The sequence below is a fragment of the Candidatus Pelagibacter sp. PS_34 genome (assembly GCF_059417845.1).
On sequence record NZ_CM182068.1, the window covers coordinates 945,777 to 970,417 of the forward strand.

21 protein-coding genes, 2 tRNA genes and 1 other RNA gene are annotated in these 24,641 nt (G+C 27.1%); 2 read left to right on the top strand and 22 right to left on the bottom strand.

The genetic code is table 11. The features are described 5' to 3' along the window. Positions 1 to 2: 2 nt before the first annotated feature. The 17 genes from AC5SL3_RS05105 to AC5SL3_RS05185 form a co-directional block, all read right to left on the bottom strand. On the bottom strand, positions 3 to 1,112 hold the full coding sequence (locus tag AC5SL3_RS05105) for a cell division FtsA domain-containing protein (RefSeq protein WP_494577753.1): 1,110 nt from the start codon (positions 1,110 to 1,112) through the stop codon (positions 3 to 5). Beyond that, positions 1,112 to 1,789 (bottom strand): cell division protein FtsQ/DivIB, encoded by a 678-nt coding sequence (locus AC5SL3_RS05110; RefSeq protein ID WP_494577755.1) that lies wholly within the window; start codon positions 1,787 to 1,789, stop codon positions 1,112 to 1,114. The genes AC5SL3_RS05105 and AC5SL3_RS05110 overlap by 1 nt, the downstream gene beginning before the upstream one ends. Beyond that, complete coding sequence (locus tag AC5SL3_RS05115) at positions 1,770 to 2,684, bottom strand: D-alanine--D-alanine ligase (protein WP_494577757.1); 915 nt, start codon at positions 2,682 to 2,684, stop codon at positions 1,770 to 1,772. The genes AC5SL3_RS05110 and AC5SL3_RS05115 overlap by 20 nt, the downstream gene beginning before the upstream one ends. A gap of 1 nt (position 2,685) precedes the next feature. Continuing rightward, positions 2,686 to 3,624 carry a UDP-N-acetylmuramate dehydrogenase gene (gene murB, locus AC5SL3_RS05120; protein WP_018414342.1) on the bottom strand — a complete coding sequence of 313 codons (939 nt, stop codon included), beginning with the start codon at positions 3,622 to 3,624 and terminating at the stop codon, positions 2,686 to 2,688. Further along, positions 3,594 to 4,988, bottom strand: coding sequence for a UDP-N-acetylmuramate--L-alanine ligase (gene murC, locus AC5SL3_RS05125; RefSeq protein WP_494577758.1), 1,395 nt, complete (start codon positions 4,986 to 4,988; stop codon positions 3,594 to 3,596). Before murC ends, murB begins: the two co-directional genes overlap by 31 nt. After that, the gene (locus tag AC5SL3_RS05130) at positions 4,978 to 6,048 is read right to left on the bottom strand and encodes a UDP-N-acetylglucosamine--N-acetylmuramyl-(pentapeptide) pyrophosphoryl-undecaprenol N-acetylglucosamine transferase (RefSeq protein ID WP_494577759.1); all 1,071 of its coding nucleotides are present in this window, start codon (positions 6,046 to 6,048) and stop codon (positions 4,978 to 4,980) included. The genes murC and AC5SL3_RS05130 overlap by 11 nt, the downstream gene beginning before the upstream one ends. Continuing rightward, the gene (locus AC5SL3_RS05135; RefSeq protein ID WP_494577761.1) at positions 6,049 to 7,173 is read right to left on the bottom strand and encodes an FtsW/RodA/SpoVE family cell cycle protein; all 1,125 of its coding nucleotides are present in this window, start codon (positions 7,171 to 7,173) and stop codon (positions 6,049 to 6,051) included. It abuts the gene before it with no gap. Continuing rightward, on the bottom strand, positions 7,170 to 8,429 hold the full coding sequence (gene murD / locus AC5SL3_RS05140) for a UDP-N-acetylmuramoyl-L-alanine--D-glutamate ligase (protein ID WP_494578789.1): 1,260 nt from the start codon (positions 8,427 to 8,429) through the stop codon (positions 7,170 to 7,172). Before murD ends, AC5SL3_RS05135 begins: the two co-directional genes overlap by 4 nt. A 34-nt stretch (positions 8,430 to 8,463) precedes the next feature. Further along, complete coding sequence (mraY, locus tag AC5SL3_RS05145) at positions 8,464 to 9,549, bottom strand: phospho-N-acetylmuramoyl-pentapeptide-transferase (protein WP_494577763.1); 1,086 nt, start codon at positions 9,547 to 9,549, stop codon at positions 8,464 to 8,466. Next, positions 9,539 to 12,385 carry a bifunctional UDP-N-acetylmuramoyl-L-alanyl-D-glutamate--2,6-diaminopimelate ligase MurE/UDP-N-acetylmuramoyl-tripeptide--D-alanyl-D-alanine ligase MurF gene (gene murF, locus AC5SL3_RS05150; protein ID WP_494577764.1) on the bottom strand — a complete coding sequence of 949 codons (2,847 nt, stop codon included), beginning with the start codon at positions 12,383 to 12,385 and terminating at the stop codon, positions 9,539 to 9,541. The genes mraY and murF overlap by 11 nt, the downstream gene beginning before the upstream one ends. A gap of 7 nt (positions 12,386 to 12,392) precedes the next feature. After that, complete coding sequence (locus AC5SL3_RS05155; RefSeq protein WP_020169676.1) at positions 12,393 to 14,075, bottom strand: peptidoglycan D,D-transpeptidase FtsI family protein; 1,683 nt, start codon at positions 14,073 to 14,075, stop codon at positions 12,393 to 12,395. Further along, entirely contained in the window at positions 14,062 to 14,370 is a 309-nt protein-coding gene (locus AC5SL3_RS05160; RefSeq protein ID WP_011281424.1) for a hypothetical protein, read from the bottom strand. The genes AC5SL3_RS05155 and AC5SL3_RS05160 overlap by 14 nt, the downstream gene beginning before the upstream one ends. Continuing rightward, a complete protein-coding gene (rsmH, locus tag AC5SL3_RS05165) occupies positions 14,367 to 15,377 on the bottom strand; it encodes a 16S rRNA (cytosine(1402)-N(4))-methyltransferase RsmH (RefSeq protein ID WP_006997877.1) in 1,011 nt (336 codons plus the stop codon). The genes AC5SL3_RS05160 and rsmH overlap by 4 nt, the downstream gene beginning before the upstream one ends. A gap of 18 nt (positions 15,378 to 15,395) precedes the next feature. Then, complete coding sequence (gene ftsZ, locus AC5SL3_RS05170; RefSeq protein ID WP_011281425.1) at positions 15,396 to 16,883, bottom strand: cell division protein FtsZ; 1,488 nt, start codon at positions 16,881 to 16,883, stop codon at positions 15,396 to 15,398. A 2-nt stretch (positions 16,884 to 16,885) separates the two neighbouring features. Next, the gene (gene mraZ, locus AC5SL3_RS05175; protein WP_006997875.1) at positions 16,886 to 17,353 is read right to left on the bottom strand and encodes a division/cell wall cluster transcriptional repressor MraZ; all 468 of its coding nucleotides are present in this window, start codon (positions 17,351 to 17,353) and stop codon (positions 16,886 to 16,888) included. A 255-nt stretch (positions 17,354 to 17,608) separates the two neighbouring features. Then, an RNA gene (rnpB, locus tag AC5SL3_RS05180) (RNase P RNA component class A) lies at positions 17,609 to 17,963 on the bottom strand. A gap of 42 nt (positions 17,964 to 18,005) precedes the next feature. Continuing rightward, complete coding sequence (locus AC5SL3_RS05185) at positions 18,006 to 18,749, bottom strand: N-acetylmuramoyl-L-alanine amidase (RefSeq protein WP_020169680.1); 744 nt, start codon at positions 18,747 to 18,749, stop codon at positions 18,006 to 18,008. Between the two features lie 69 nt (positions 18,750 to 18,818). On the opposite strand from AC5SL3_RS05185, the gene AC5SL3_RS05190 reads away from it, so the two are divergent. Continuing rightward, the gene (locus AC5SL3_RS05190) at positions 18,819 to 19,604 is read left to right on the top strand and encodes an MlaA family lipoprotein (RefSeq protein ID WP_494577766.1); all 786 of its coding nucleotides are present in this window, start codon (positions 18,819 to 18,821) and stop codon (positions 19,602 to 19,604) included. A gap of 13 nt (positions 19,605 to 19,617) precedes the next feature. Next, positions 19,618 to 20,211 carry a Tgt2/MlaC family protein gene (locus AC5SL3_RS05195; RefSeq protein ID WP_494577768.1) on the top strand — a complete coding sequence of 198 codons (594 nt, stop codon included), beginning with the start codon at positions 19,618 to 19,620 and terminating at the stop codon, positions 20,209 to 20,211. A gap of 20 nt (positions 20,212 to 20,231) precedes the next feature. Here the strand turns inward: AC5SL3_RS05195 and AC5SL3_RS05200 are convergent. From AC5SL3_RS05200 to AC5SL3_RS05220, 5 genes are all read right to left on the bottom strand, one after another. Beyond that, positions 20,232 to 20,308 (bottom strand) — tRNA-Ile (locus tag AC5SL3_RS05200). Positions 20,309 to 20,374: 66 nt separating this feature from the next. Next, positions 20,375 to 20,449, bottom strand: a tRNA-Val gene (locus AC5SL3_RS05205). Between the two features lie 8 nt (positions 20,450 to 20,457). Beyond that, positions 20,458 to 22,281 (bottom strand): RNA polymerase sigma factor RpoD, encoded by a 1,824-nt coding sequence (gene rpoD / locus AC5SL3_RS05210; protein ID WP_006997871.1) that lies wholly within the window; start codon positions 22,279 to 22,281, stop codon positions 20,458 to 20,460. 66 nt (positions 22,282 to 22,347) lie between these two features. Next, positions 22,348 to 24,123: a DNA primase gene (gene dnaG / locus AC5SL3_RS05215; protein ID WP_494577769.1), complete on the bottom strand. Its 1,776-nt coding sequence runs from the start codon at positions 24,121 to 24,123 to the stop codon at positions 22,348 to 22,350. After that, entirely contained in the window at positions 24,123 to 24,584 is a 462-nt protein-coding gene (locus AC5SL3_RS05220; protein WP_271479995.1) for a GatB/YqeY domain-containing protein, read from the bottom strand. Before AC5SL3_RS05220 ends, dnaG begins: the two co-directional genes overlap by 1 nt. Between the last annotated feature and the right edge of the window lie 57 nt (positions 24,585 to 24,641).

Here is a 24,641-nt window from a genome sequence, read left to right on the forward strand (position 1 = left end):
GTCTATTTGAAAAAATGAAAAAGTTTTTCAAAAAAACCTTGTTTTATTTGTTTTTTTGGCACAACTACAACCTCTTGTTTGTCATACATTTTTCTTAGTTTGTACCCAGATTGACAAACATCACCCAGGGTTTCCTCTAAAAAATCAATATCTTTAGAAAATGAAATTTTATCTTTAAATTTATTATCTAAAATTTTTGATCCTTCTCCCATTAGTATCATCTTAGATTGGGTCTTTACCTTTGCATTTGAGACAAGAGATTTATCGCATAATTCAAGAATCTCTTCTGTTCTAGCAAAAGCTATTTTTTGTAACATTTCCAAAGAAAAATTTGGATTATCGGTATGTTCGTTATTTTTTTCAAAATTTAATTTAAGTTTTTCTGCTTCATTAATATCAATTTTTAAAAGTAGAGAGATATCTTTAGTAATATGGTTTCCACCTATCGGCAGAACGTCTAAAAAGATCAATTTATCATTATTAAAGGAAATAATTGATGTTTTTTTAAAACCAATATCAATGAAAGATACCTCTCCTATTAAATTTAAATTATTTTTATAATTGATTGATTTTGCATAACTAGAACAAATTATTTGATTAATTGATATATTTAATTCTGAAAAAATATTTTTAAAGCTAAAGACTAATTCACTTGGAAGACAGATAAAAATAATGTCTAGCGATATAAATTGGCAATCGATTTCATCTGGTAACTCAGAATAATCAACATTATCAATTTTATAATTATTTATAATTATGTGTGCAATATTATAATCTGAATAATATTTTTTTATTTGTTGCTTTGCTTCTTGAATTAAAAATATGATATCATCTTGTCTTAATTTCAGTTCTTCAATTTTTTTAAATACAGAAATTGCAACAGAAATCGTTTTTGAACTATCTATCATCAAATCTATATTATCAATATATTCATTTGTGGATTTTTCTAGCGAAGCAATAATTTTTTGAATATCTGGTTTAAGATTAAATTGCTCTGTATAAAAATTACTCTCAATAAAAAAAGGATTATTCTTACTTTCCTCATTAAATGCACCTGCTCTTATTTTTGAAGAACCACAGTCAATTATTATTTGAAATTTTTTATCACTCATTACTTAGCAACTAAATGATTTTTAATTCTCAAATCAATAAATTTAAAATCTTTAAAATTATCATTATTGATAAGTTCCTTAGATAAGTTTAATGACGCTACAATATGTTCTTGTGGTAACTTAATCAAAATATCTTTATCAGTTAAAATATCCCATCTACCTGATGGGAAAAAAGATAATTCTTTTAAATTTGAAAAAGACCACATAGATTTTTCAATATTTTTTTTAAATGATAAAAAATCTTGAGAATTAAATTCACCAAAAATGTATGGGAGTAGTTCGTTGTTACTTTTATCTTCAATTAACTTACCATTAGCACCTACTAGATATTGACTATTATTAGAAACTCGAGCAATTAATTTAGTTGGTTTAATTTTAATGTTAAGTGTTGATGGGTAAATTTTTTTTATATTAAACTCTTGTATAATATTATGTTTTTCTAAAATTTTTATTATTTCTTCCTCATTAATGACAAATATACTTTTGTATAAAAGGTTATTAAGGTTATTTAGGATCTCCAAATTTTTTCTCTCAGAAAAACCTGTAATGTTTATTTTAGTTATTGATGAAGATAATTTTTTTTGATCGTTTATAAATTTTGCACTAGTAGTGCTTAAAATGAATAAAAATAATAAATAAATTATTATTTTATTTTTTTTACCTATTGATTGATGCATCTTTTAAAATCCATTCAATTAATTTTATAAAACTTATACCCTTATGTTTTGCTATCTCAGGGACTAATGAAAGTTTAGTCATTCCAGGCTGAGTATTAATCTCTAACAAATAAAACTTCCCGTTAAAAAATTTAAAGTCAGATCTTGTAACACCTTTACAGCCTATAATTTTATGAGCTGCTCTTGCTATGCCAGTAATTTTAGCTAGATTATTTTTACTCAAATCTACAGGAATTAAGTGCTTTGTCTTAGCACTAGAATTATATTTTGCCTCATAATCATAAAACTTTCTTTTAGGCTCAAGTTCAATTGCACCAAGTGATTTATTATTCATTATTGCAACTTGGATTTCTCTACCTGGTATAAATTCCTCAATTAATATTTCATTATAACTTTTTAATACTTTTAAGTTTTTTAATATATTGGTCTTGTCACAAATATATACATGAACGCTAGACCCTTCATTTATAGGTTTTACTACTACAGGGAATTTTAAAAATTTTTCAATTAATTTTATAATGTTAAGTTTATTTTTTTTATGATTAAATTTAATATATTTTGGAGTTAGTATTTTATTTTTTATAAAAATTTTTTTTGAAATTTCTTTATCCATTGCTATTGATGATGCAATTACACCTGAGTGTGTGTATGGAATTTTTTTAGTCTCTAAAATTGCTTGAATGTATCCATCCTCACCAAATTGTCCATGTAGCGCATTAAAAATAACATCTGGTTTAAATGAAGTGATATTCTTTGAAAGATTTTTATCAGGCTCACTAATTAAAACCTTATATCCATTTTTAATTAACTCTTTGGCAACTTGCTTTCCAGTATCTAAGCTAATTAACCGTTCCTTAGATATACCTCCAGATAATATTAAGATTTTTTTTGTCATTTTATTTTAAAATTTTAATTTCTTTTTCTAGCACTATTCCAGTTTTTTTTTCCACACTTGTCTTAACAAATTCAATCAATTTATTCATATCCTCAAAACTAGCATTATTTTTATTTACAAAAAAATTACAGTGCTTATTTGAAATATGAGCATCCCCAAAGCTTATATCTAGTGGCACAGAATCTTTTATCAACTCCCAGACCTTTTTATCAGTTTGATCAATTGGATTCTTGAATGTGCTACCACTTGTTTTTAATTTTGTTGGTTGTGCTTTATCTTTCTTTTTCTTTAATTCTATAACTTCGTTTTCTATTTCTTCTTTATTTTTTTTTGTTCCTTTAAACGATGCACTTAAAAAAATTAAGTCCTCTTTTAAATCATTGCTTCGGTATTTAAATATAACTTTACTCGCTGGTATTGTAAAAACCTGTCCATTTTTATCAATTGCTTGGATTGATACTAGCACATCTTTAAACTCTTTATTAAAGCATCCAGCATTCATCTTTAATCCACCACCTATAGTACCAGGTATGCATGCTAAAAATTCAAATCCACCTATTCCATTATTCAGTGCAAAATCAGAAAGCTTTTTATCAAGACAGGCACTGCCAGCTATAATGACATCATTTGGTAATATAGAGATGTTGGAAAAATTTTTTCCTAGTTTGATAACAACACCATCAAATTTTTCATCACTTATAAGAGTATTCGAGCCTGCACCTAAAATATGTATTTTTTCTTTTTCTCCAAATTTTTTTAAAAACAAAATTAAGTCAGGTAAATTATCTGGTCTAAAGTAAACTTTAGTTTGTCCACCAATATTAAACCAATTGCTCTTTTTTAAATCATAATCAAAGTTAATTTTACTACTAATTTCATTAGAAAATTTTCTTATTTCTTCAATGCTCATTAGATCAATTCTGGTAATTGTCTCATCCATGCTGAAATTGTACCAGCACCCATACCAACAACTATCTTTTTGCCAAAAATAGTATTTTTAATAAATTTTGCTAACTGGTACTGATCTTCAACCATAAACAATCTTACTTTTGAATTTTTAATAATATCTTTTGCAAACTTATTATATTTAAAACCTAATTTTATTTTTTCTCCAGCGGTATAAATAGGGCATAATATTACAACATCAGCTTTTTTAAATGATAAGCTGAATTCTTTTTTAAGATCTTTTAATCTGGAAATTCTGTGTGGTTGAAATATGCAAATCACTTCTTCCTTTTTATAAGCAGCTCGCACACCATTTAATACTTCTCTAATTTCAGTTGGATGATGGGCATAATCATCATAAAAATTAGTTTCTCTATGTGTAAAAATTTTATTAAATCTTCTTTGAACACCCTTAAATTCTTTTAATCCTTTTTTGATTATATTTTGTGATATTCCTATTGTTACTGCCACAGCAATTGCTGCTGTAGAGTTTCTAATATTGTGAATTCCTAATAATGGTAATTTAATTTTTCTTATAGTTAAATTCTTTTTTCCTGGCAAATTTATAGCTAAATCATATTGAGAATATTCTTTTTCTTGTTTTATATTCTTAATATAGAAATTTGATTTATTATTAGTTCCATATGTATAATAATTCTTCATTTTTAATTTACTTAATAAATCTTTATTGTTCTTGTCATCTATACAAATAAAAGACTTCCCAAACGAAGGGACCTTATTGATAAATTTTATAAATAATTCTTTAAGATCTTTCATTGAATTATAAAAATCCATATGCTCACGATCAATATTTGTTACTATAGAATAAGTTGGTGGCACATGTATAAAACTACCATCTGACTCATCAGCTTCTAATATACACCAATCACTTTTACCTAGTTTTGCAGAATTTTTTATTGCATTAAGGACACCTCCATTAATAATTGTTGGGTCCAATTTTGTCTTTGAAAATATTGAGGCTAATAAAGATGTAGTTGTTGTTTTTCCATGTGAACCGGTAACAACTATATTTTTTGTTAAAGAGACTATATTTGCCAACATCTCTCCTCTTTTATAAATAGGTAATTGTTTTAGTTTGGCTTCAATTAATTCAGGGTTATTATTTTTAATAGCTGACGAAATGACAACAATTGTTGCTTTTGCTATATTTTTTTTAGTATGACTAATTGTAATTTTAATCTTATCTTTTTTTAATCTTTCAATATTTTTATTTCCAAGGACGTCACTCCCTTGAACATTAAATCCCATCCTTTTCATAATGAGTGCAAGGCCACTCATTCCAATACCCCCTATACCAACAAAATGTATAATTTCAGTTTTAGCTAATTCAATTTTCATTAATAACAGATATAATTTTCAGATTTATATTATTCCATGTGTTTTCATAGTTAAAATCCTTCATGTTCTTTTTTTTAACAAGATATTCTTCTTTATTATCAATAATATTAATTAGTTTATTGAGTAATATTTTCTCATCTATTTCTTTTTGATTTAACAACCAATTAAAGCCAAGTTTATTATAAAAATGTGCATTTTCAAATTGATGGTTATCTTTCGCAGTTGGCAAAGGTATTGCTAAATATGGAGTCTCAGTAAAATTTAACTCTGCTAATGTTGATGCTCCTGCTCTAGTAATGCACAGGTCTGTTTTTTGCATAAAATTTATGACATCATCGTTAAAATTGAATAATTCACATTGAATATTCTTATCTTCGTAAATTTCTTTAAAACTTTCAAAGTTAATAGAATTAGTTTGTTGGTAAATTTTTAGTTTATAGTTTTTAGCTAATTCAATAATTGCATTTTTAACTAAATCATCAAATATTTTAGCTCCTTGACTACCACCTATTATAAGTAAATTAATTGTATCTAAGGATTTATTGTAATCTCTCTTATTATAAAAATTTTTTCTTAATAATGCTGGAATTACTTTAATTTTATTTTTAAATTTAATAGGAAATTTTTTGATATTATTAGAATAACAAAATATTTTTTGACAGTAACTTAAAAAAAATTTATTTGATCTACCTAAAACCATATTTGGTTCAAATAACAACAGCTTAATATTTAAAATTCTAGCTCCTAAGCATAAGGGTAGTGACATGTATCCACCTGTTGAAATTAATGTATCAATTTTATTTTTTCTTAAAAAAGAAATTGATTTAAAAATCAAAAATATCATAAAAATAAAATCAAGTGGTATGATTAATAAGTTTTTTGAAATTGGCCTCACATTAAATATTTTTAAATTGTATTCATCTTTGTTTAAAAATTTGACACCCCTAAAGTCAGATGTCATTGAAACATCAAAATTGTCCTCTAAATGTTTATATATTATGGTTGCGGGTATAACGTGACCTCCTGATCCACCAGTACTAATTAGTATTTTTTTACTCATTTAATTAATTTTTCTTTTTGTTAAATTTAAAATTATTCCAGATAATATAGAAACTCCTATAATTGAAGAACCTCCATAACTTAAAAATGGCAATGTCATTCCAGTTGTAGGAAATAGTCTTATATTCACCCCAAGATGTATTAATGCTTGAAAAATTATTAGACTTATTGCTCCAGTTAGCACTAGTTTTTTTTTTTCACTTTTTTCTAAATAAATTTTTTTAAAAACAGAATAAATAAAAAATAAAAATAAAATTAATAAAAATATTATTGCAATAACACCAAACTCCTCTGAAATAACTGAAACTATATAGTCGGTATGAGCCTCTGGAACTCTTGTTTTTAAGGTACCTTCTCCTATTCCTTTACCAAAAAAACCACCACTACTAATTGCTTCTATAGCTTTATCAGATTGAAAATTATGGGTTCCACCATCAGGGTTGAAGAAAGAGAGTATACGACTTTTAATATAAATAAATTTTGGGATAAAAAAAACTACATATAGCAGGCTTATAATAGAAAGACTTATAAATAATAAAATGAATAATAAGTTTATGCCAGATACAAAAACTAATATTACCCAGGATAAAAACACCAAAAGTGTTTGTCCGATGTCAGGCTGCATTATTAATAGTAACCCAGTTGGGATAATAGAAATGATAGTCAATAAGTATTTGATATAAATATTATAATTTTTTTCACTACATAAAATTGTTGCCACAAAAATAATTATAAATGGTTTTAGTAATTCAATTGGTTGAAATTGAGGAAGAAAAAAAAGATTTAACCATCTTTTTGATCCTTTAACTTCAGTACCAAAAATTGGCACTAAAAATAAAAAAAATAAAGTAATAAAAAAAAGATAAATAGAGAATCTAAAAAGATTCTTTTCACTTAGAGAAGAGAAAAACACTAAGGTCAACAAGCCAATGAAAATATATACCAAATGTTTAAAAAAGAAAAAATAATTATTTGTATCTAATTTATCAGAAGCAATTAATGAAGTTGAAACTAAAGAAAAAAATAAACCCAAACTAAACAAAATTATTATCAATAAAAAAATTGTTTTATCTATATTTTTCCACCAGTTATAATATATTGAGTTGAGCGAACTATTATTTATCATTTTATATAATTTTTAATAAGTTTATTAAAATATCTACCTCTTTCTTCAAAGTTTTTAAAAGTATCAAATGATGCAGAGGCTGGACTAAAAAGAATTGTCTTTTTAATAAAATTATTTTCATTTTTAATATCTAAAAAAACCTTAGCAATTAGACTCTTTAAATTTAAAAATGATTTAAACGCCATCTTATTTTTTAATTCATTAATAAAAAATTTTTGATTTTTACCAAAAATGTATAATTTGATCTTTTTACAATCGTTTTTTTTAAGTAGAAATTTATCTCCTTTTTTAGGTAAACCACCTATTATCCAATAAATATTTTTTAATGATTTCAATAATTTTTCTGATGAAGAAAAGCTTGTTGCCTTAGAATCATTAATAATTTTTAAAAATTTAGAATTATGAATTATTTCTTGTCTAAAACTTAGTCCTTTAAAATTTTTTAATGATTTTAATAGCAAGTTATTCTTTAACTTTAATATCTTTGAAACCTTCAGCACAAATGTCAAATTTTCTTTATTACCATCTGTATCAAAATAATGATTATCAATTTTTTTAATAAACCTATCACTTATATATTTTTCTATTTTCAAAATTGATGGTAAAAATTTTTTTTGCTTTAATTTTTTTTTGATATAAAAATTTTTTGTATTTAAAATTGCAATATCATTTTTAGATTGATTTTTTATTAATTTAAATTTAGCACTTACATATTTATTTATAGTCTTGTGTCTTTCGAGGTGATCTGGTGAAATGTTTAAGATTAAAGATATATTTGTTTTAAATAACTTGCTGTATTCTAGTTGATAGGATGAAGCTTCTATTACAAATAAAGTGTCTTTTTTGATCTTTTTTTCAAGTAAAACTGGATTTCCTATATTGCCAACTAAACGAACATCTTTTTTTTGATCCTTTAATATATCGTACAAAAGCTTAGCGGTAGTTGATTTTCCGTTTGTTCCTGTAATAGTTATTTTTTGATTAAAAGCATATCGACTATAAAAAATGTCTAAATCTGTATAAATTTTTTTATGGTTTTTTTTTAAAAATCTACTTAATTTACAATTATTAATATCTATTCCTGGACTAATTATAATACAGTCAAATTCTTTTTTAATTATTTCTTTGTATGTTGTGTGGGTATCTTTTATATTTTTTTTAGTAATTATTTGATCATCATATAAACTAATAATATTATTTTTTTTTAAATAACTATAAGTGGATAGACCACTTTTACCCAGACCATAAATCAGTATTTTTTTTTTAAAAAGTTTTTTTCTAGATTTAACATTATCTAAGTTTTAATGTCGCTAATCCAATCATTGCTAAGATTATTGATATAATCCAAAACCTAATTACAACTGTTGATTCTGCCCAACCTTTTTTTTCAAAATGATGATGTATAGGTGCCATTCTAAAAATTCTTTTACCTGTAAGTTTGAATGAAAATACTTGGATTATAACTGATACAGCTTCTAGTACAAATAACCCTCCTGTTATTGCTAAAACAATCTCATGTTTAGTAATAATACCAATTGCCCCTAAAGATCCACCTAATGCTAATGAACCAGTATCACCCATAAATATTTTAGCAGGTGGAGCATTGAACCATAAAAATCCTAAACAAGCTCCTATAATTGATCCACAAAAAACTGAAACTTCCCCCATACCTTCAAGATAGGGAATATTTAAATATTCAGAAAATACAATATTGCCTGTTACATAACTAATAAATGCAAAACATGCTGCAACTAATATCACTGGCACTGTTGCTAAGCCGTCTAAACCATCTGTTAAATTAACTGCGTTGGAGGATCCAACAATTATAAAAATTGAAAATGGAATAAAAAACCATCCAAGATTAATAATTAAATTTTTAAAAAAAGGAAAATATAAATTTGTAAGTTCAGTGTTTTGAGATAATTGAGTTAAACCATAAATTCCAACAATAGCTATTAAAATTTGAGAAATAATCTTAAATTTAAATGAAACACCAGATGAATTTTTAAACTTAATCTTTTTATAATCATCATAAGCACCTAATAGCCCAAACCCTGAAACAATAAATAATAAAAACCATATATGGTAATTTGATAAATCACCCCAAAGTAATATTCCTGAAAAAAGTCCAAGTAAAATTAAAACACCCCCCATTGTTGGTGTTCCAATTTTCTTAACGATATGTTCAGTAGGGCCATCATCTCTTATTGGATTTAATATTTTTCTTACTGAAAAAAATTTAATAAAAGGAGTGCCAATTAATAAAACTACAAACATTGATGTAAACATCGAAAGGCCCGTTCTAAAAGTTAAATACTTAAATACATTTAGAAAACTGTATTGGTCAATTAATTGAGTAATAAGACTATAAAGCATTAAACTTTCCAGTTTTTAATTTGTTAACTAGATTGTTAAGTCCAGTAGAGTTTGAGCCCTTAATCATTAAATAATCATTATTATTTAAATCATTTTTAATCAAATCAATTATTTTAGACTTATCTTTCAAAATGACCCCTCTTCGGTGCTTATCAAGGTTTTTATAAGTATGTAAAATATGTTTACCCACTACATTAATATTTTTAAGAGAGGTTTTATTAATTTCTTTGCCAGCCTCTAAGTGTAGTTTCTTTGAATAATTTCCTAACTCCAACATGTCACTCAGTATTAATTTTTTTTTAGAATTATCAATTTTTAATTCATCAAAATTTTTTATAGCAGACTTTAATGATAATGGATTAGAGTTATAACTCTCATCTACAATGTAAATATTCTTTTTTTTTAATTTAACTTTTATAATATCACCACGGCCTTTTGTCATCTCATAATCAAGAAATATATTTTTTTCTAATTTTTGTGTATCTTTAAAAATTGATATAATTGCAATTGTGGCTAATAAGTTTTTTAAATTATTTTCAAAAATTAATCTTACATAAAAATAAATTTGTTTTTTATTAACATTTACAAATATTTTGTATTTAGATCTTTCTTTAACTATTTTTTCTAGATAAATATTTGCTGATTTATTTTTTAAACTAAATGTAAAAATATTTATGTTTTTTTTCTTGGCAATTTTTTTATGTAAATTATAAAATCTGTCATCTTGGTTTAAAACAAGAATTCCATTTGTTTTTATATTATTAATAATTTCTGACTTTGCTAAAGCTACTTGATGAATGTTTTTAAAATTTTTAATATGTGCGTAGGAAATATTTGTAATAACACCCACATCAGGCTTGATAATTTTTGATAGATAATCAATCTCACCTTTTTTATCCATTCCAATCTCAAAAATACCAAATTCATCATTTTTTTTTAGATTAAATAAACTTAATGGTACACCAAATTTATTATTAAAAGATTTTGGTGAATAAGTTACATTACTAATCTTACTTAAAGTTTTTCCTAATAATTCTTTAAGAGAAGTTTTTCCACAACTGCCTGTTATAGATATAATTTTACTAGATAAATTTTCTCTTAATTTTGATGAAGCCTCTGTTAAAAGTTGCAATGTATCATCTACTACAATTTTTTTTTTAGATTTTTTTTGATTGTTAGCTATTACTAATGATGCACCATTTTGGAAAGCTTCATTAACATATAGATTTCCATCTTTATTATTTCCTTTTATTGCAAAAAATATGTCATTTTTTTTTATTGTTTTTGAATTAATTGATGCATTTTTTATTTTTATATTTGAATTAATTTGGGGAGAGTTGCTGATTTCTTTTAAAATATTTATTTTAATATTAGTTGAAAGAATTTTATTTTTTAATTTAATATTCTTAAGTATTTCTAATCTGTCAGAAAATTTGTTTACAAAATTTCCATAATCTTGTGTCTGTTCATGACCTTTGCCTGCAATAACTAAGATATCACCAGTTTTTAAGTCTAATATAGCCTTATGAATAGCTTTAGACCTGCTTGAAATCTCAAAAACTTTTGATTTATCAATAGTTTTTTTAATAGCTAGTCTTATTTTTTTTGGATTTTCGTCTCTTGGATTGTCGTCAGTTAAATAAACTCTTTCACAATATTGATTGGCTATTTTTCCCATTATGGGTCTCTTGTCTTTATCTCTATTACCACCACATCCAAATACAATGAAAATTCTTTTATTTTCAAATTGTTCTTTCAAATTAGTCAAACAAGTTTTTAATGCATCAGGTGTATGAGCATAATCTAAAATAACCTTTGAATTATTTTTTAAAGTTCCAATTTTTTCAAACCTACCAATTACTGATTTTACTCTTGAAGCTAATTTTACTATTTGATCAAATTTTAAATTACTTTTTTTAGCAGCAAGCATTGCCATAAATAAGTTTTTTAATTGAATTTTACCAATTAAGTTTATTTTTAATTTATAATGTTTCTGATTATATTTAATTTCGACTATTTGTTTATCATCCCTAAATTGATGAGAATAAATATCTATTCCATTATTACTTTTTGATAAAGCCTGAAGATCCAATTTATTATTTAGCGATATTCTTTTTAAATTTTTATATTCGGGAATTTTACTATCGGTGATGATAGTTCCTCTAGGTTTTAATAGCTTCTCAAAAAGATATAACTTTGATTTGAGATAATCATTAAATGTTTTGTGATAATCTAAATGATCATGAGACAAATTTGTAAAAATTGTAGTATTAAATTTTAAACCATCAAGTCTATTTTGCTTAAGACCATGACTAGAAGCTTCCATTATAACATTGTCAATTTTTTGTTTTTTTAAATCATTTAATATTTTGCTTAATTTAATTGGATCTAATGTTGTATTAGAAACTTTCTTTAAACTATTTTTTGTCTTAACTCCTAATGTTCCAATAGAAGCTACTTTTTTATTACCTAAGTTGAGTAGCTGAAAATAAAAATCTGCAATTGATGACTTTCCATTTGTTCCTGTTACAGCAATTAAATTTTTAGGTATATTTTTTTTTGTCTTATATGATAATTCTGATAATACTTTTCTTACATTTTTTGATCTTAAAAATAACACTTTATTTTTAATACCTTCAAATTTTTGCTCTGAAATAATAACTGTTGCACCCTTTTTAATTGCATGGTCTATGAATTTAGTTCCATCTGATTTTGTTCCCTGGATTGCAAAAAAAATATAATTCTTTTTACAATCTTCACTGTTAAAACTAAGACCAGCAAACTGATGATTTTTAAATTCTTTTTTAATATTTTTAAGGAAGTTGCCAATCAACATATAAGTATTAATTTTCTATATGTTTTGTGGCCAAAATAGGCCCAATTTTTTCTATGATTTTTCCAGCTACTTCAACAGATGTCCACCCTGCTGTATTAAATGGGGTTCCTTTATATGAACCTTTTTTATTTTTATATTCATATACGTAGTCTGATGAAGTTTTTGGCTCATCAAGTAGAACTATCAGCACATATTTAGGTTTAGAAGTGGGGAAAATACCTGCAAATGTATTTACTTTTGCTTTAGAATAACCTCCTACTATTGTTTTTTGAGCAGTTCCTGTTTTTCCACCAACTTCATAACCTTCAATGTTTACAAGTCCTGCTGTACCTTCTTTAGTATTTACAATTTTTCTAAGTATTGGATTTATCTTCTCTGAAATACCAGCTTTGATTATTCTTCTTTCTTTTTCAGGATCTTTTAATTCTTTTTTTATTAAGCTGGGCTCAATAGCAAAACCACCATTTGAAATTATTGCATAAGCTTTTGCTAATTGTAATGGAGTGGTAGTTATTCCATGTCCAAAAGACACTGTCGCAAGTTTACATTTTCCCCACTTAAATGGAATAGGCTCTCCAACCTCCTCTATGTCAAAATTTATTTTACTTAAGATTCCAATTTTTTCTAAAAAAGCTTTTAATTTAATAATTTCTAATTTTTGTCCAATTCTTACAGATCCTATATTTCCAGACCTAATTAAAATTTGTTCTACAGTAAGATCTGATGGTATTTTATTGTCATATTCAGAAATACTACTTTTTCCACATTGTAGTTTTTTTTCTAAATTTAAAAATTCTGTGTCAGTATCAATTAAGCCTTCCTCTAATCCAGCTGCTACTGTAAAAGTTTTAAATACCGAGCCCAGCTCATACACTCCTTTTGTTGCTCTATTAATAAAGTTGAGATCAACTATCTTCTCTCTTTTATTTAGATCAAAATCTGGATATGAAACCATAGATATAATTTCTCCATTATTAACATTCATCAAAATTGCTGTACTACCTTTACTTCTAAATATAGATTGAAACTTTACTAACTCTTCTCTAATTAAAAATTGTATGTCAGTATCTACTGTTAATTTAAGTGGTTTATTTGTTTGTTTTAATTTTTCATTAAAGGATTTTTCAAGTCCTGATATACCTTTATTGTCATCATCTATTTGACCAATGATGTGACTAAAGAGATTTTTTTGAGGATAAATTCTAGTTAATTTTTCTTCTGACTTAATTGATTTATCTCCAAGTAACATAATTTTTTCATAATTGTCAGAAGATATTTTTTTTTCCAAATAAAAGAATTTATTTTTTTCAAGCTTCTTAGTAATCTCTTCATAGTTTTTATCTGGGAATATTAACTGTAAATTAATTAATAGTTTTTTTTTATCAATTACTTCAATAGGGTTAATACCAATATCTATCGACTTAACTGTTTTAACTAAATAATTTCCATTTCTATCAAGTATGTCTGCTCTATAGTTTTTATTTATAGTTGAGAATTCCTTGCTATTTTCTTCTTTTAACGAGCCTAAATGAAGCAATTGTATTGAATAAATTACTGAAATCACCAAAAAAACAAAAAAAATAAACGCTATTCTATTAAATTGTATGTCTAAATTAGTTTTACTTTTTTTATATGAAAATTCATTTTCATATTCTTCTAGAATAATATTCTTTTTATTATTCATTTCCATTTTTGCTGATTAAGTCTTTTATTTCTAAAGTTTCATTATTTTTAAAGATTTCCTTAATATTCATAATTTCAATTTTGATTAAATCTTTTTCAAAATATTGCGTTTGATACTGAACTAGTTTTTCAGGAGAGCTCAAATAGTTAAACTCAAGCAATACATCTTCAAGTTCCGATTTTAAAGGTCTTATATTTTCTTTAACTATAAAAATTTGATCTTCTATTTCTTTTGTAGAATTTTTAATAAGTGATGTAATTAATATTAATACTAAAATAACAGCTACCACTAATTGTTTCATAGTTTTTTTGACAAATTTTCAATGTCAATTAAATGTTTAAATTTATCCAAGATATCTGTTTCAAAATCGAAAAAATCTTCTTTTTTAATTACATAACGTAACTTGGCTGATCTAGAAGGTGGATTTTCTCTAATTTCTTTATCACTTGGTACTATTGGTTTTTTTATAACAGATTTAAATAAATTTAATTTTTCTTCTGTTTTTGGCATATGTCTTGAGATGCTTTTATTTTCAGATAAACTTTTAAAAAAGTATTTAACAATTTTATCTTCTAAAGAATGAAATGTTACAACTGCAATAACTCCATCCTTTTTAACAACTTTAGCAGCATTAATTAATCCATAAATTAGTTCACTAATTTCTTTATTTACAAATATTCTTAATGCTTGGAAAATTTTAGTTGCACTATGTGTCTTATAATTTCTTTTTCTTTTCGAAGATTCTATAATCCTAACTAGCTCTTCTGTTGTGATCTCTCTTTTAGATCTGTCTTCAACAATATTGTGTGCTATTCTTTTACTGTCTGCTTCATCCCCAAAATATTTAAATATTTTGGTAAGTTCTTTTTCATCTAATTGATTAATTGCTTCTTTTGCTGAAAATTCATTTATACCCATTTTCATATTAAGTTCACCAATGCTATCGAATGAAAGACCTTTTTTTGGGTCTTTAATCTGGTTCAAGGAATACCCTAAATCAAAAATTACAGCTTTTATATTTTCATGTTTTAACTTTAGATTGTTTAATTGACTGAATTTTATATTTTTAAATAATAGCCTATCCTCAAAACTATTTTGAAGTTCTTGAGCTTTTATAGAGCTCTCAGAATCTCTATCTAATGCAATTACTTTTGTTTCAGGAAAGTTTAATATTCTTTTTGTGTATCCGCCTTGACCAAACGTACAGTCAATAAATGTGCCACCATATTGAGGGGTAATAATGCTAATTATTTCACTTAGCAATACCGGATAATGATTTCTCACATCTGGTATTATGGTGGCTATCATTTATTTTTTTGAAGACCATTAATTCTTTTGTCTTCTTAAAAATGCTGGAATTTCTAGATCATCATCTTCTGAGGTGTTTTCCGAAGTTTCAGTTGATAAAAATCCTTCTGTCTCTGAAGTTGCACTATCCGAACTAAATAGATCTGGCGCGTCTTCACCTTCTACACCAAAGTTTTCAAGTCCATTAGAAACATGCTCCTCCTCCATTGGGCTATTTTCTTCAGGCTTTGCAGTTGTAAGTGCCTCCTCTGAAAAAGATTGCTCATAATCATTTGATTGATTGTTTTCAACAATACTTTCAACTTCTTGATTGCTAACAGTTTGCTCATTCATCATTTCTGATGATGTAGTATTTGTAACTGGTTCTGCAATTATTTCATTTTCTAACTTTAATGCATTTGCTCCATGAGAAATAGGGCTAGTCATTGTAGGTGAAAAATTAAACGATTGAGCAGAACTAGCACTGTTAAAATCTGAATAACCAGGATTTCTATTTTGTATTCTGTGAACCATATTGATTACAGATTTACTTTCTGGTTGTTGTCCATCTAGTGCCGTTGCAACTATTGATACTCTAATTTTTCCATCAAGGTCGCCAGATGTAATAGCACCAATAATCACCTCTGCTTCAGGATCTACTTCAGCTCTTATTTTATTAACCACTTCATCAACCTCAAAAAGTTTAAGATCCTTACCACCGGTAATATTTACTAGTAATCCTTTCGCACCTTTTAACGTATAATCATCAATCAATGGGTTGCTAATTGCCATGTCTGCTGCTTTAGCTGCTCTACCTTCTCCTTCAGCTTCACCAGTTCCCATCATTGCTTTACCCATTGAAGCCATTACAGTTTCAACATCAGCAAAATCTAGATTAACTATACCTGGTCTAACCATAAGATCGGTCACACTCTGTACACCTTGCATTAAAACATTATTTGAAAGATTAAAAGATTCTTCAAATGTAGTTTGTTCATTTGCAACCTTAAATAGGTTTTGATTTGGAATTACAATAATTGTATCCACATGTTTTCTTAATTCTTCTAGGCCTACCTGAGCTCTTCTCATTCTTGATGGCCCTTCATATAAAAAAGGAAGTGTTACAACACCTACTGTTAAAATATTTAATTCTTTAGCAGCTCTTGCAATAACGTGTGCAGCACCTGTGCCAGTTCCACCACCCATACCAGCAGTTATAAAAACCATGTTTGCACCCTGAAGAGTATTTACAATTTCATTTAAAGATTCATCTGCAGCTGCTTGACCAATGTCATGTTTTGCTCCAGCACCTAAACCTTTTGTTAAACTTAGGCCAATTTGAATTCTTGCTTTAGCTTTACTTAACTTTAAATCTTGAGCATCAGTATTTACTGCTATGAACTCTACTCCTTGAAGTCCATTATCAATCATTTCATTAAGTGCATTTCCACCTGCTCCGCCAACTCCCACTACTAATAATCTTGGTTGTAATTCTTTTATTTCTGGTGATTTAAAGTTAATTGTCATTTTTATTTCCCCTCATTGTTATTAAAATGTTTTTCCCATTTAAGACTTGCACGATTTAGATTTGCTTTTTTTCTTGCGTTGATCTTAAATTTTTCAAATGCTGCTGGTTCCCATATTTGGAATGTTTGACCTTGACCAACAAACAACATGCTATTTTTTATTTTTGCATGTTTTAATAATTTTGTTGATAATGAAATTCTACCTTCACTATCAAATTGTAAATTCATACTCTCAGATAAAATTGATGTTGCAAAATAATCTCTTTTTTCTTCAAATGGACTTAATGAATCTATACTTGCAGAAAGTTTTTCAATTCTATCTTGTGAGCAAGCTTCTATAGACTGATTATTAAATGAGGGATAACAGATAACACCATTGTATCCTAAGTTAGAAAGGTGAGATCTAAAACTAGCAGGCACAGATACCCTTCCCTTTTTGTCTATTTTGTTCTCGTAAGTAGATAAAAACATATTTTTTATATTTCATAAATTCCATATTTGGGAATATATGGGACAATATGGGTTTTTAAAGATAGAGTCAATATGTTCATTTTAGGCTTATTTGGCAATGATTGTAGATAACTTTTATGTATCTACATAAAGTCAAAAATCAATTTTTAGTTTTAACTCAATACAATTCTAAGACTAAAAATAAGAACAGAAATGATTCAATTATGAATCAAAAGGTGAACATCTAAAGTTAATTAAAATTGAACTGTGGATAAGTTTGCTAGACAAACTATAAGCCGGGTTCTGTCATTTAAACCTATCATTTCTCTAGGCTTAAGATCACTCTTAAGCTCATGCAACTAACCCTGATGACTAGCCAAAGACGGCTTTTAGTTTTGCAACAATGTCATCTCTACTTAGTCTTGCTCCCAGTGGGGTTTTCCAGCGTTCATTGTTACCAATAGAACCGGTGCGCTCTTACCACACCTTTTCACCCTTGCCATGTTATGGCGGTATATTTTCTGTGGCACTATCCCTAGGGTTTCCCCCGCCAGGTATTATCTGGCACTGTGTCTTTGCGGAGCCCGGACTTTCCTCTTTAATAAATTAAAGCGATAAGTCGTTCATCTAGCAAATGTAATTTATTACTTAATTATAGAACTTCAAGAAAAATTTAATTGTATGCTTTGATGAGGCTTTTATTGATTAATAAGGATTCTTGATCAATTTTTCCATCAACCAACTCTTGTCTAAATCTTCTTTGAAAAGATTTTATTAATTCTCTTAAATATTTATTCCTACCAATATTTTTTGCAAATGTTTTTGAATATCCAATCTTAAACAGGTTTCTAAAAAAAATATTCTCTTCTACCTTGCTTATTTTTAGCTTTCTATTCTTTAGTAAATCTTGCTTATTTAATGTGTGCCATATCCCTATTTTATTTTTAGCCAAATATTCCCATGGGAACTTTTCACCTGGATCTTTTTTTCTAAGTACTGCTATGTCTGAGTGTCCCAAAATATTCTTAGGATTAATTTTATATTTTTTTATTAAAAACTTACTTAACTTTACAAGAGTAGTAATTTGTTTTTGTGTAAAATTTTTATAACCGTACTCATGTCCTGGGTTTGTAATTTCAATACCAATAGAATTTTGATTTAAAGACTTATAATTTTTCCAAGAAGATTTTCCTGCATGCCATGCAATATATAAATCAGGTACTATTTTTACAATTTCTCCATTATTTTTGATTAAATAATGACAGCTAACCTCAGATTGTATTTCTGTTAATCTTTTCAAAGCATCAGACTCGCTTTTCATACCCGTATAATGAAAGATAATAAATTTGATTTGCTTAGAAGTTCTTTTTTTAGGATTAAAATTTGGGGAATAGTTTAATATTGTTTTTAAAGCCATTTTTGCGTCATATTTAGAGCTAAATCTAGATTTACATTGATATTATATACATTATATAATCATAGGATAATGAAAAAAATTTTAATAACTTCACTAATAAGTTTAATGTTAGCAACAAATGTGAGTGCTGATACAGACGGTGAAAACAACTTATCTAAAAAAAATTCTGGTGAAGTTAAAGACTGTTTTGAAAGTGTAAATAGAGCAACATTTAAATTTAACCAAGTGTTAGATGGTGTTATTTTTGAACCTGTTGCAAAAGCTTATAGAATTTTACCCTCTCCAGTTAGGGCTGGGACAGGTAATGCTCTAGACAATCTCTCTACACTTGTAACAATACCTAATAATATTCTCCAAGGAGAATTTAAAAAGGCTGGTGTTAACACGGGTAGATTTATTGTTAATACAACAGTTGGAGTTGTTGGAATATTTGATGTGGCTGAAAAAATTGGTTTTCCAGAGTATGAAAAAGAAGATTATGGCCAAACACTTGGTGTAATGGGTGTTGGTCCAGGATGTTATCTTGTTCTACCTGTTTTAGGACCATCCACTGTTAGAGACACAGCTGGATCATTTGCAAGTATATTAGGTGGAGATGCTTGGTATAACGTTACTGTAGCTAATGATACACAGCATTTTTCTGACTTTGATTATTACGCATCAAGAGCAAGTTCTGGGATAGATTTTAGAGCAAAAAATATAGACTCGTTTGAAAACTTAGAAAAAAATTCAATAGACTTTTATGCTTCAGTTAGAAGTTTATATTTGCAAGATAGACAACAAAAAATAGCTAACTCTAATGCAATAACTGAAACCCAAAACGATAGTGATTGGGAAGAAATAGAAGCTCAATAAATTATAAAACTTAATGAGATTAAAAAAGTTTTTAATATTTACCTTCATCATAATTAACTTTGTTGGTATTAATCAATCATATTCAATTGAACCAGATGTATTTGTTCAATCAACTGTGAATAGAGCCTCTGAGGCCTTAAATAACAAATATTCAAAAGAAGAAAAAATAGAAAAGCTAAAACAAATTGCAGGTGAAACAGTTGATATCAATGGTATTGGTTATTACACTTTAGGAGCTTATAGAAAAAATATAAGTGACAATGAAATAAATCAATATGAAATGCTTTTTGAACAATATTTTCTAAAAAGTTTTTCTAGTCGACTGGCTGAATACTCAAATCCAGAGATTGAGGTCGTGTCTAAAGAGAAATTAAATGAAAATTATACAATGGTATCTAGTATTTTAGTTGGAACAGAACAAAGGCCTGAGGTTAAAATTGATTGGAGAATTTATACAAAAAATCCAGAAAATCCTTTAATCAGAGATTTAATTATTGAGGGCTTAAGTCTAGCAAGAACTCAAAAGGAAGAATTTTCTTCTATCATTCAAAGTAATGATGGGGATATCAACGCTCTTTTTTCTATTTTAAAAGAGTTTATTAAATAATCATCTATAAAAATAATTTTTGGTGGGCCCGCCAGGACTCGAACCTGGGACCAATACATTATGAGTGTACTGCTCTAACCAACTGAGCTACAGGCCCTAAAAATTAAGCTTTAATTATATTATAATGTAACCGATGTCTAGCATAGGTAAAAGATAATGAAAATGGTGGGACTGGTTGGTTACGCTCCAACTACCCCTGCAATGTCAATGCAGTACTCTACTATTGAGCTACAGTCCCTTTGAATTTTAACTTTCTAAAAAGCTTTTTAACTGTTTGGATCTGCTTGGGTGTTTTAATTTTCTTAAAGCTTTAGCTTCTATCTGTCTAATACGCTCTCTTGTTACAGAAAACTGAAGACCCACTTCTTCAAGAGTATGGTCTGTATTCATTCCAACACCAAATCTCATTCTAAGAACTCTTTCTTCTCTTGGTGTTAAAGTTGATAAAATTTTAGTCGTAGCTTCACTTAGATTAGATTTAATAGCTTGTTCTAAAGGTGCTAATGCTTTTGTATCTTCAATAAAATCACCTAAACTACTATCCTCTTCATCTCCAACTGGTTTTTCAAGAGATACTGGTTCTTTTGATATTTTTAAAACTTTTCTAACTTTATCTAAAGGCATTCTTAATTTTTGTGCTAGTTCTTCAGGCGTAGCCTCTCTACCAAACTCACTTAAAATTAATCTTTGGGTTCTTACAATTTTATTTATAGTTTCAATCATATGAACTGGAATTCTAATCGTTCGAGCTTGGTCAGCAATAGATCTAGTGATTGCTTGTCTAATCCACCAAGTGGCATATGTTGAAAATTTATAGCCCCTTCTGTATTCAAATTTATCTACAGCTTTCATAAGACCGATATTTCCTTCTTGAATAAGATCTAGAAACTGAAGTCCTCTATTTGTATATTTTTTTGCAATTGAAATTACCAATCTTAAGTTTGCTTCAACCATTTCTTTTTTTGCAATTCTAGATTCTTTTTCACCTTTTTGAACTCTGCTAACTATTTTTTTATAATCAGTTACTGAAATTCCAAGTTTATGACTAATCTCAATTAATCTCTCTCTTATGTTTTTAAATTCATCTTTATTTTTTGAAAAAAACTGTTTCCACATGGGGTTAGTATCCAAGAACTTTTTAAGATTTGGGTTAATTTCATTGCCAATATAAAACTTAATAAATTCATTTCTTGGAATTTTTTGATCCATTGCCAACCTTAGAAGATTTCCTTCTAGTGAAACAATTTTTTTATTTTCCACATAGTGTTTTTGAACCAATTCCTCTAATACAGAGGGTGACAATTGTAATGATTTAATATTTTCTAAAATATCACTTACAATTTTATCATGTCCTTTTTCTTTAGCAGCTGAGAAACTTACTGCGTTTAAAATACAATCAAGTTTTTCTTTTTGATACTTGATTAATTTTGCATATTCTTTTGTTAAAGTATTAACAGTTTTTAAAACTTTTGGTTTGATTTCAGTTTCCATTGCTGCAAGCGTTGGATTAAACTCATCATCGTCTCCATTATTCTCTTCATTTTTATCAGTTTCCCCAGAATTTCTTTGTTTAGCACTTGGCCCTGTATTTTCATCTTCCATGTAGTTAGTATCAATATCAATAATTTCTCTAACTAATATTTCATCACTTTGAAGTTTTTCATCCCACTCTACAAATTGTTGTGCAGTAATTGGACTTTGTGCTAATGCGATAAGCATTACATCTTTTCCAGCTTCTATTCTTTTTGCAATTGCAATTTCACCTTCACGAGACAAGAGTTCTACTCCACCCATCTCTCTTAAATACATTCTTATAGGGTCATCACTTTTCTCAATTGTCTTACCTTCTTCTTTAGATGAATTTTCTTTTTTTCTTAAAACTTTAAAGTCAGATTTTTTTTCAACCAATGCTACACTCTCATCAAGAATGTGCATGAAGGCTTGTTCTAAATTTTCGTCTGAAAGATTTCTTTTACCTAATGATTTATTTAGCTCATCAAAAGTTATAAATCCTCTATGGGTTCCACGACCCATAAGTCTAGCAAATGATTTTGTAATTATTCTTTCCACAATAGTATATTTGAGAAGACTTATATAAGCCCAATTTGAGAAAAATCCACGTATTTTTTGAAGGATTTAATTGATGTTTTTTTGTTTTTTTAGCTCTCTTATTTCGTTGAAAGTGCTTTCACTTAAATCTTTAGAGAACTTCGACTCGAGCTCTTCAATCCTAAACTCTAAATCGTAGTTTTTGAGGTCTCTAGATACTTCGTCTAATAATTCAAACATTTTATTCTGATCATTTTGGTGATTATTTAGAATATGTTTTATTGAGGCAAATTTAAAGATTTTTTCCGTTAATTGAGGGTCAATTGGAATTTGATCTAAGGTAAGTTTTTCTCCACTCTTTAGTTTGTTTATCAAAGTTTCAAGGATTAATTTATTTTCTTCGCTAAATAGATTTATATTTTCAATCATGTGAATATTTTCTTGAAATAAATCCAAGTTATTCATTATTAAATAAAGCAATGAAAATTCTTTAAGCTCAACGCCACTCAATAATTTACTTTCGTTAAAGTGTTTTTGAGTAGACTGTAATGATTTAACTTTTTTTGTATAAAATTGTTTTTTTCCAATATTACTATGTGGGGTTAAAGATGAAATTTTCTCCAAGAAAAACTCTAGTACGTATTTTTTTATGAAATCATCTTTAATAGTTGCAGCAATAGTTCTTAATTTTTTTTCAAAAATAGCCATTGATGAAGGATTGTTATCAGTTTGTTGTTTATAATGGTTAAATATAAACTGATGAATTGAAATTTTTGCCTGTTTTGTAAAATCAATAAAATTTGCTTTACCATTTTTATTTGCATAACTATCAGGGTCTTCTCCATCTGGTAAAAAAAGAAACGAGATTTGTTTTTCTGGTTGTAACTCTTTAATTGAATTTTCTGCTGCTCTAAGAGCTGCTTTGTATCCACTTTCATCACCATCAAAACAAATAATAATATCTTCAAAGAATTGGTTAAGCATTAAAATTTGACGATCCGTTAAAGAAGTTCCAAGATTTGCCACAACATTTTCAATTCCATTTTTACTTAAACCAACTACATCCATATATCCCTCAACTAAATATACATGATCTATTTTATTAGATAATCTTCTAGCTAAGTCTAAATTATATAAATTAGAACCCTTTTTAAAAAAAGGTGTTTCGGGAGAATTAATATATTTTGCTGAATAACTATTTTCCTGGATGGTTCTTCCTCCTAATCCAATAGGTTGGCCTGAAATATTATTAATTGGAAATATTATTCTATCTCGAAATCTTTCAACGTATGTATTCTTTTTTTCATCTAAATAAAAAAGACCACTTTCAACCAAAACTTTTTCACTAAATTCATCTTTTAATTTTTCATAAAAATTTGAGTTTCTTTCAATAAAACCTATTTTAAAATTTTTAACCTCTTCTTTACTAAGGTTTCTTTTTTTTAAATAATCTCTTGCAATAGTTAAACTTTCATTTTTTAAAATTTCATCATGATAAAATTGAACATATTGATTGTAGATTGAGCAATATTCTTGCCAATTTTTTTCACGTTCTTCATCTTGCTTTGAAAATGTGTAAGGTCTCATACCTGCAAGATTTGCTAATGATTTTACCGCTTCTCCAAATTTCAAATTTTGAGTTTTCATTACAAAATCAAAAATATTTCCATGTTCCGATGTTGCAAAACAATGATAAAATTCTTTTTCATCATTAACTGTAAATGAAGGCGTTTTTTCAGTTTTAAAGGGTGATAAACCTACAAATTCTTTGCCTCTTTTTTTTAGACTGACAGACTTTGATACAACTGTCGAAACCTTTAAACGAGTTTTAATTTCATCCAAATACTCTTTTGGGTATTTCATTATTTATTTAATAGTTCTTTTAGCAAAGGTCCAGCTTTAGCAAAATCTAGATTGTCAGGGTATGACTTTTTTAATTCACCCATTACTTTACCCATGTCTTTAATTGATGCGGCACCCAATTTACTTATTGTATCTGCACATATTTTTTTAGTTTCTTCATCACTTAACTGTTGTGGTAAAAAACTAGATAAAAGATCAAATTCATTTTGCTCAACTTCTAACAAATCCATTCTTTCATTCTTTTTATAGATCTCTATTGATTCGGCTCTTTGCTTAATCATTTTCTTTAAAAGTTTTTTTATATCATCATCGTCTGTTTCTTTTATGTTGGCTCCAGATCGATTGACAATATCAAGATCTTTTATTCCAGATAAAATTAACCTGTAGGTTGAGATTTCAACCTTATTTTTTGATTTTAGAGAATTTTTATAGTTAGTTTCTATTTTTTCTTTCAATGTCATAATATTTTTTAATCTACTGCAAAGTGAAAATTCTTCAAAAGAAAAATTGTTTTTTTA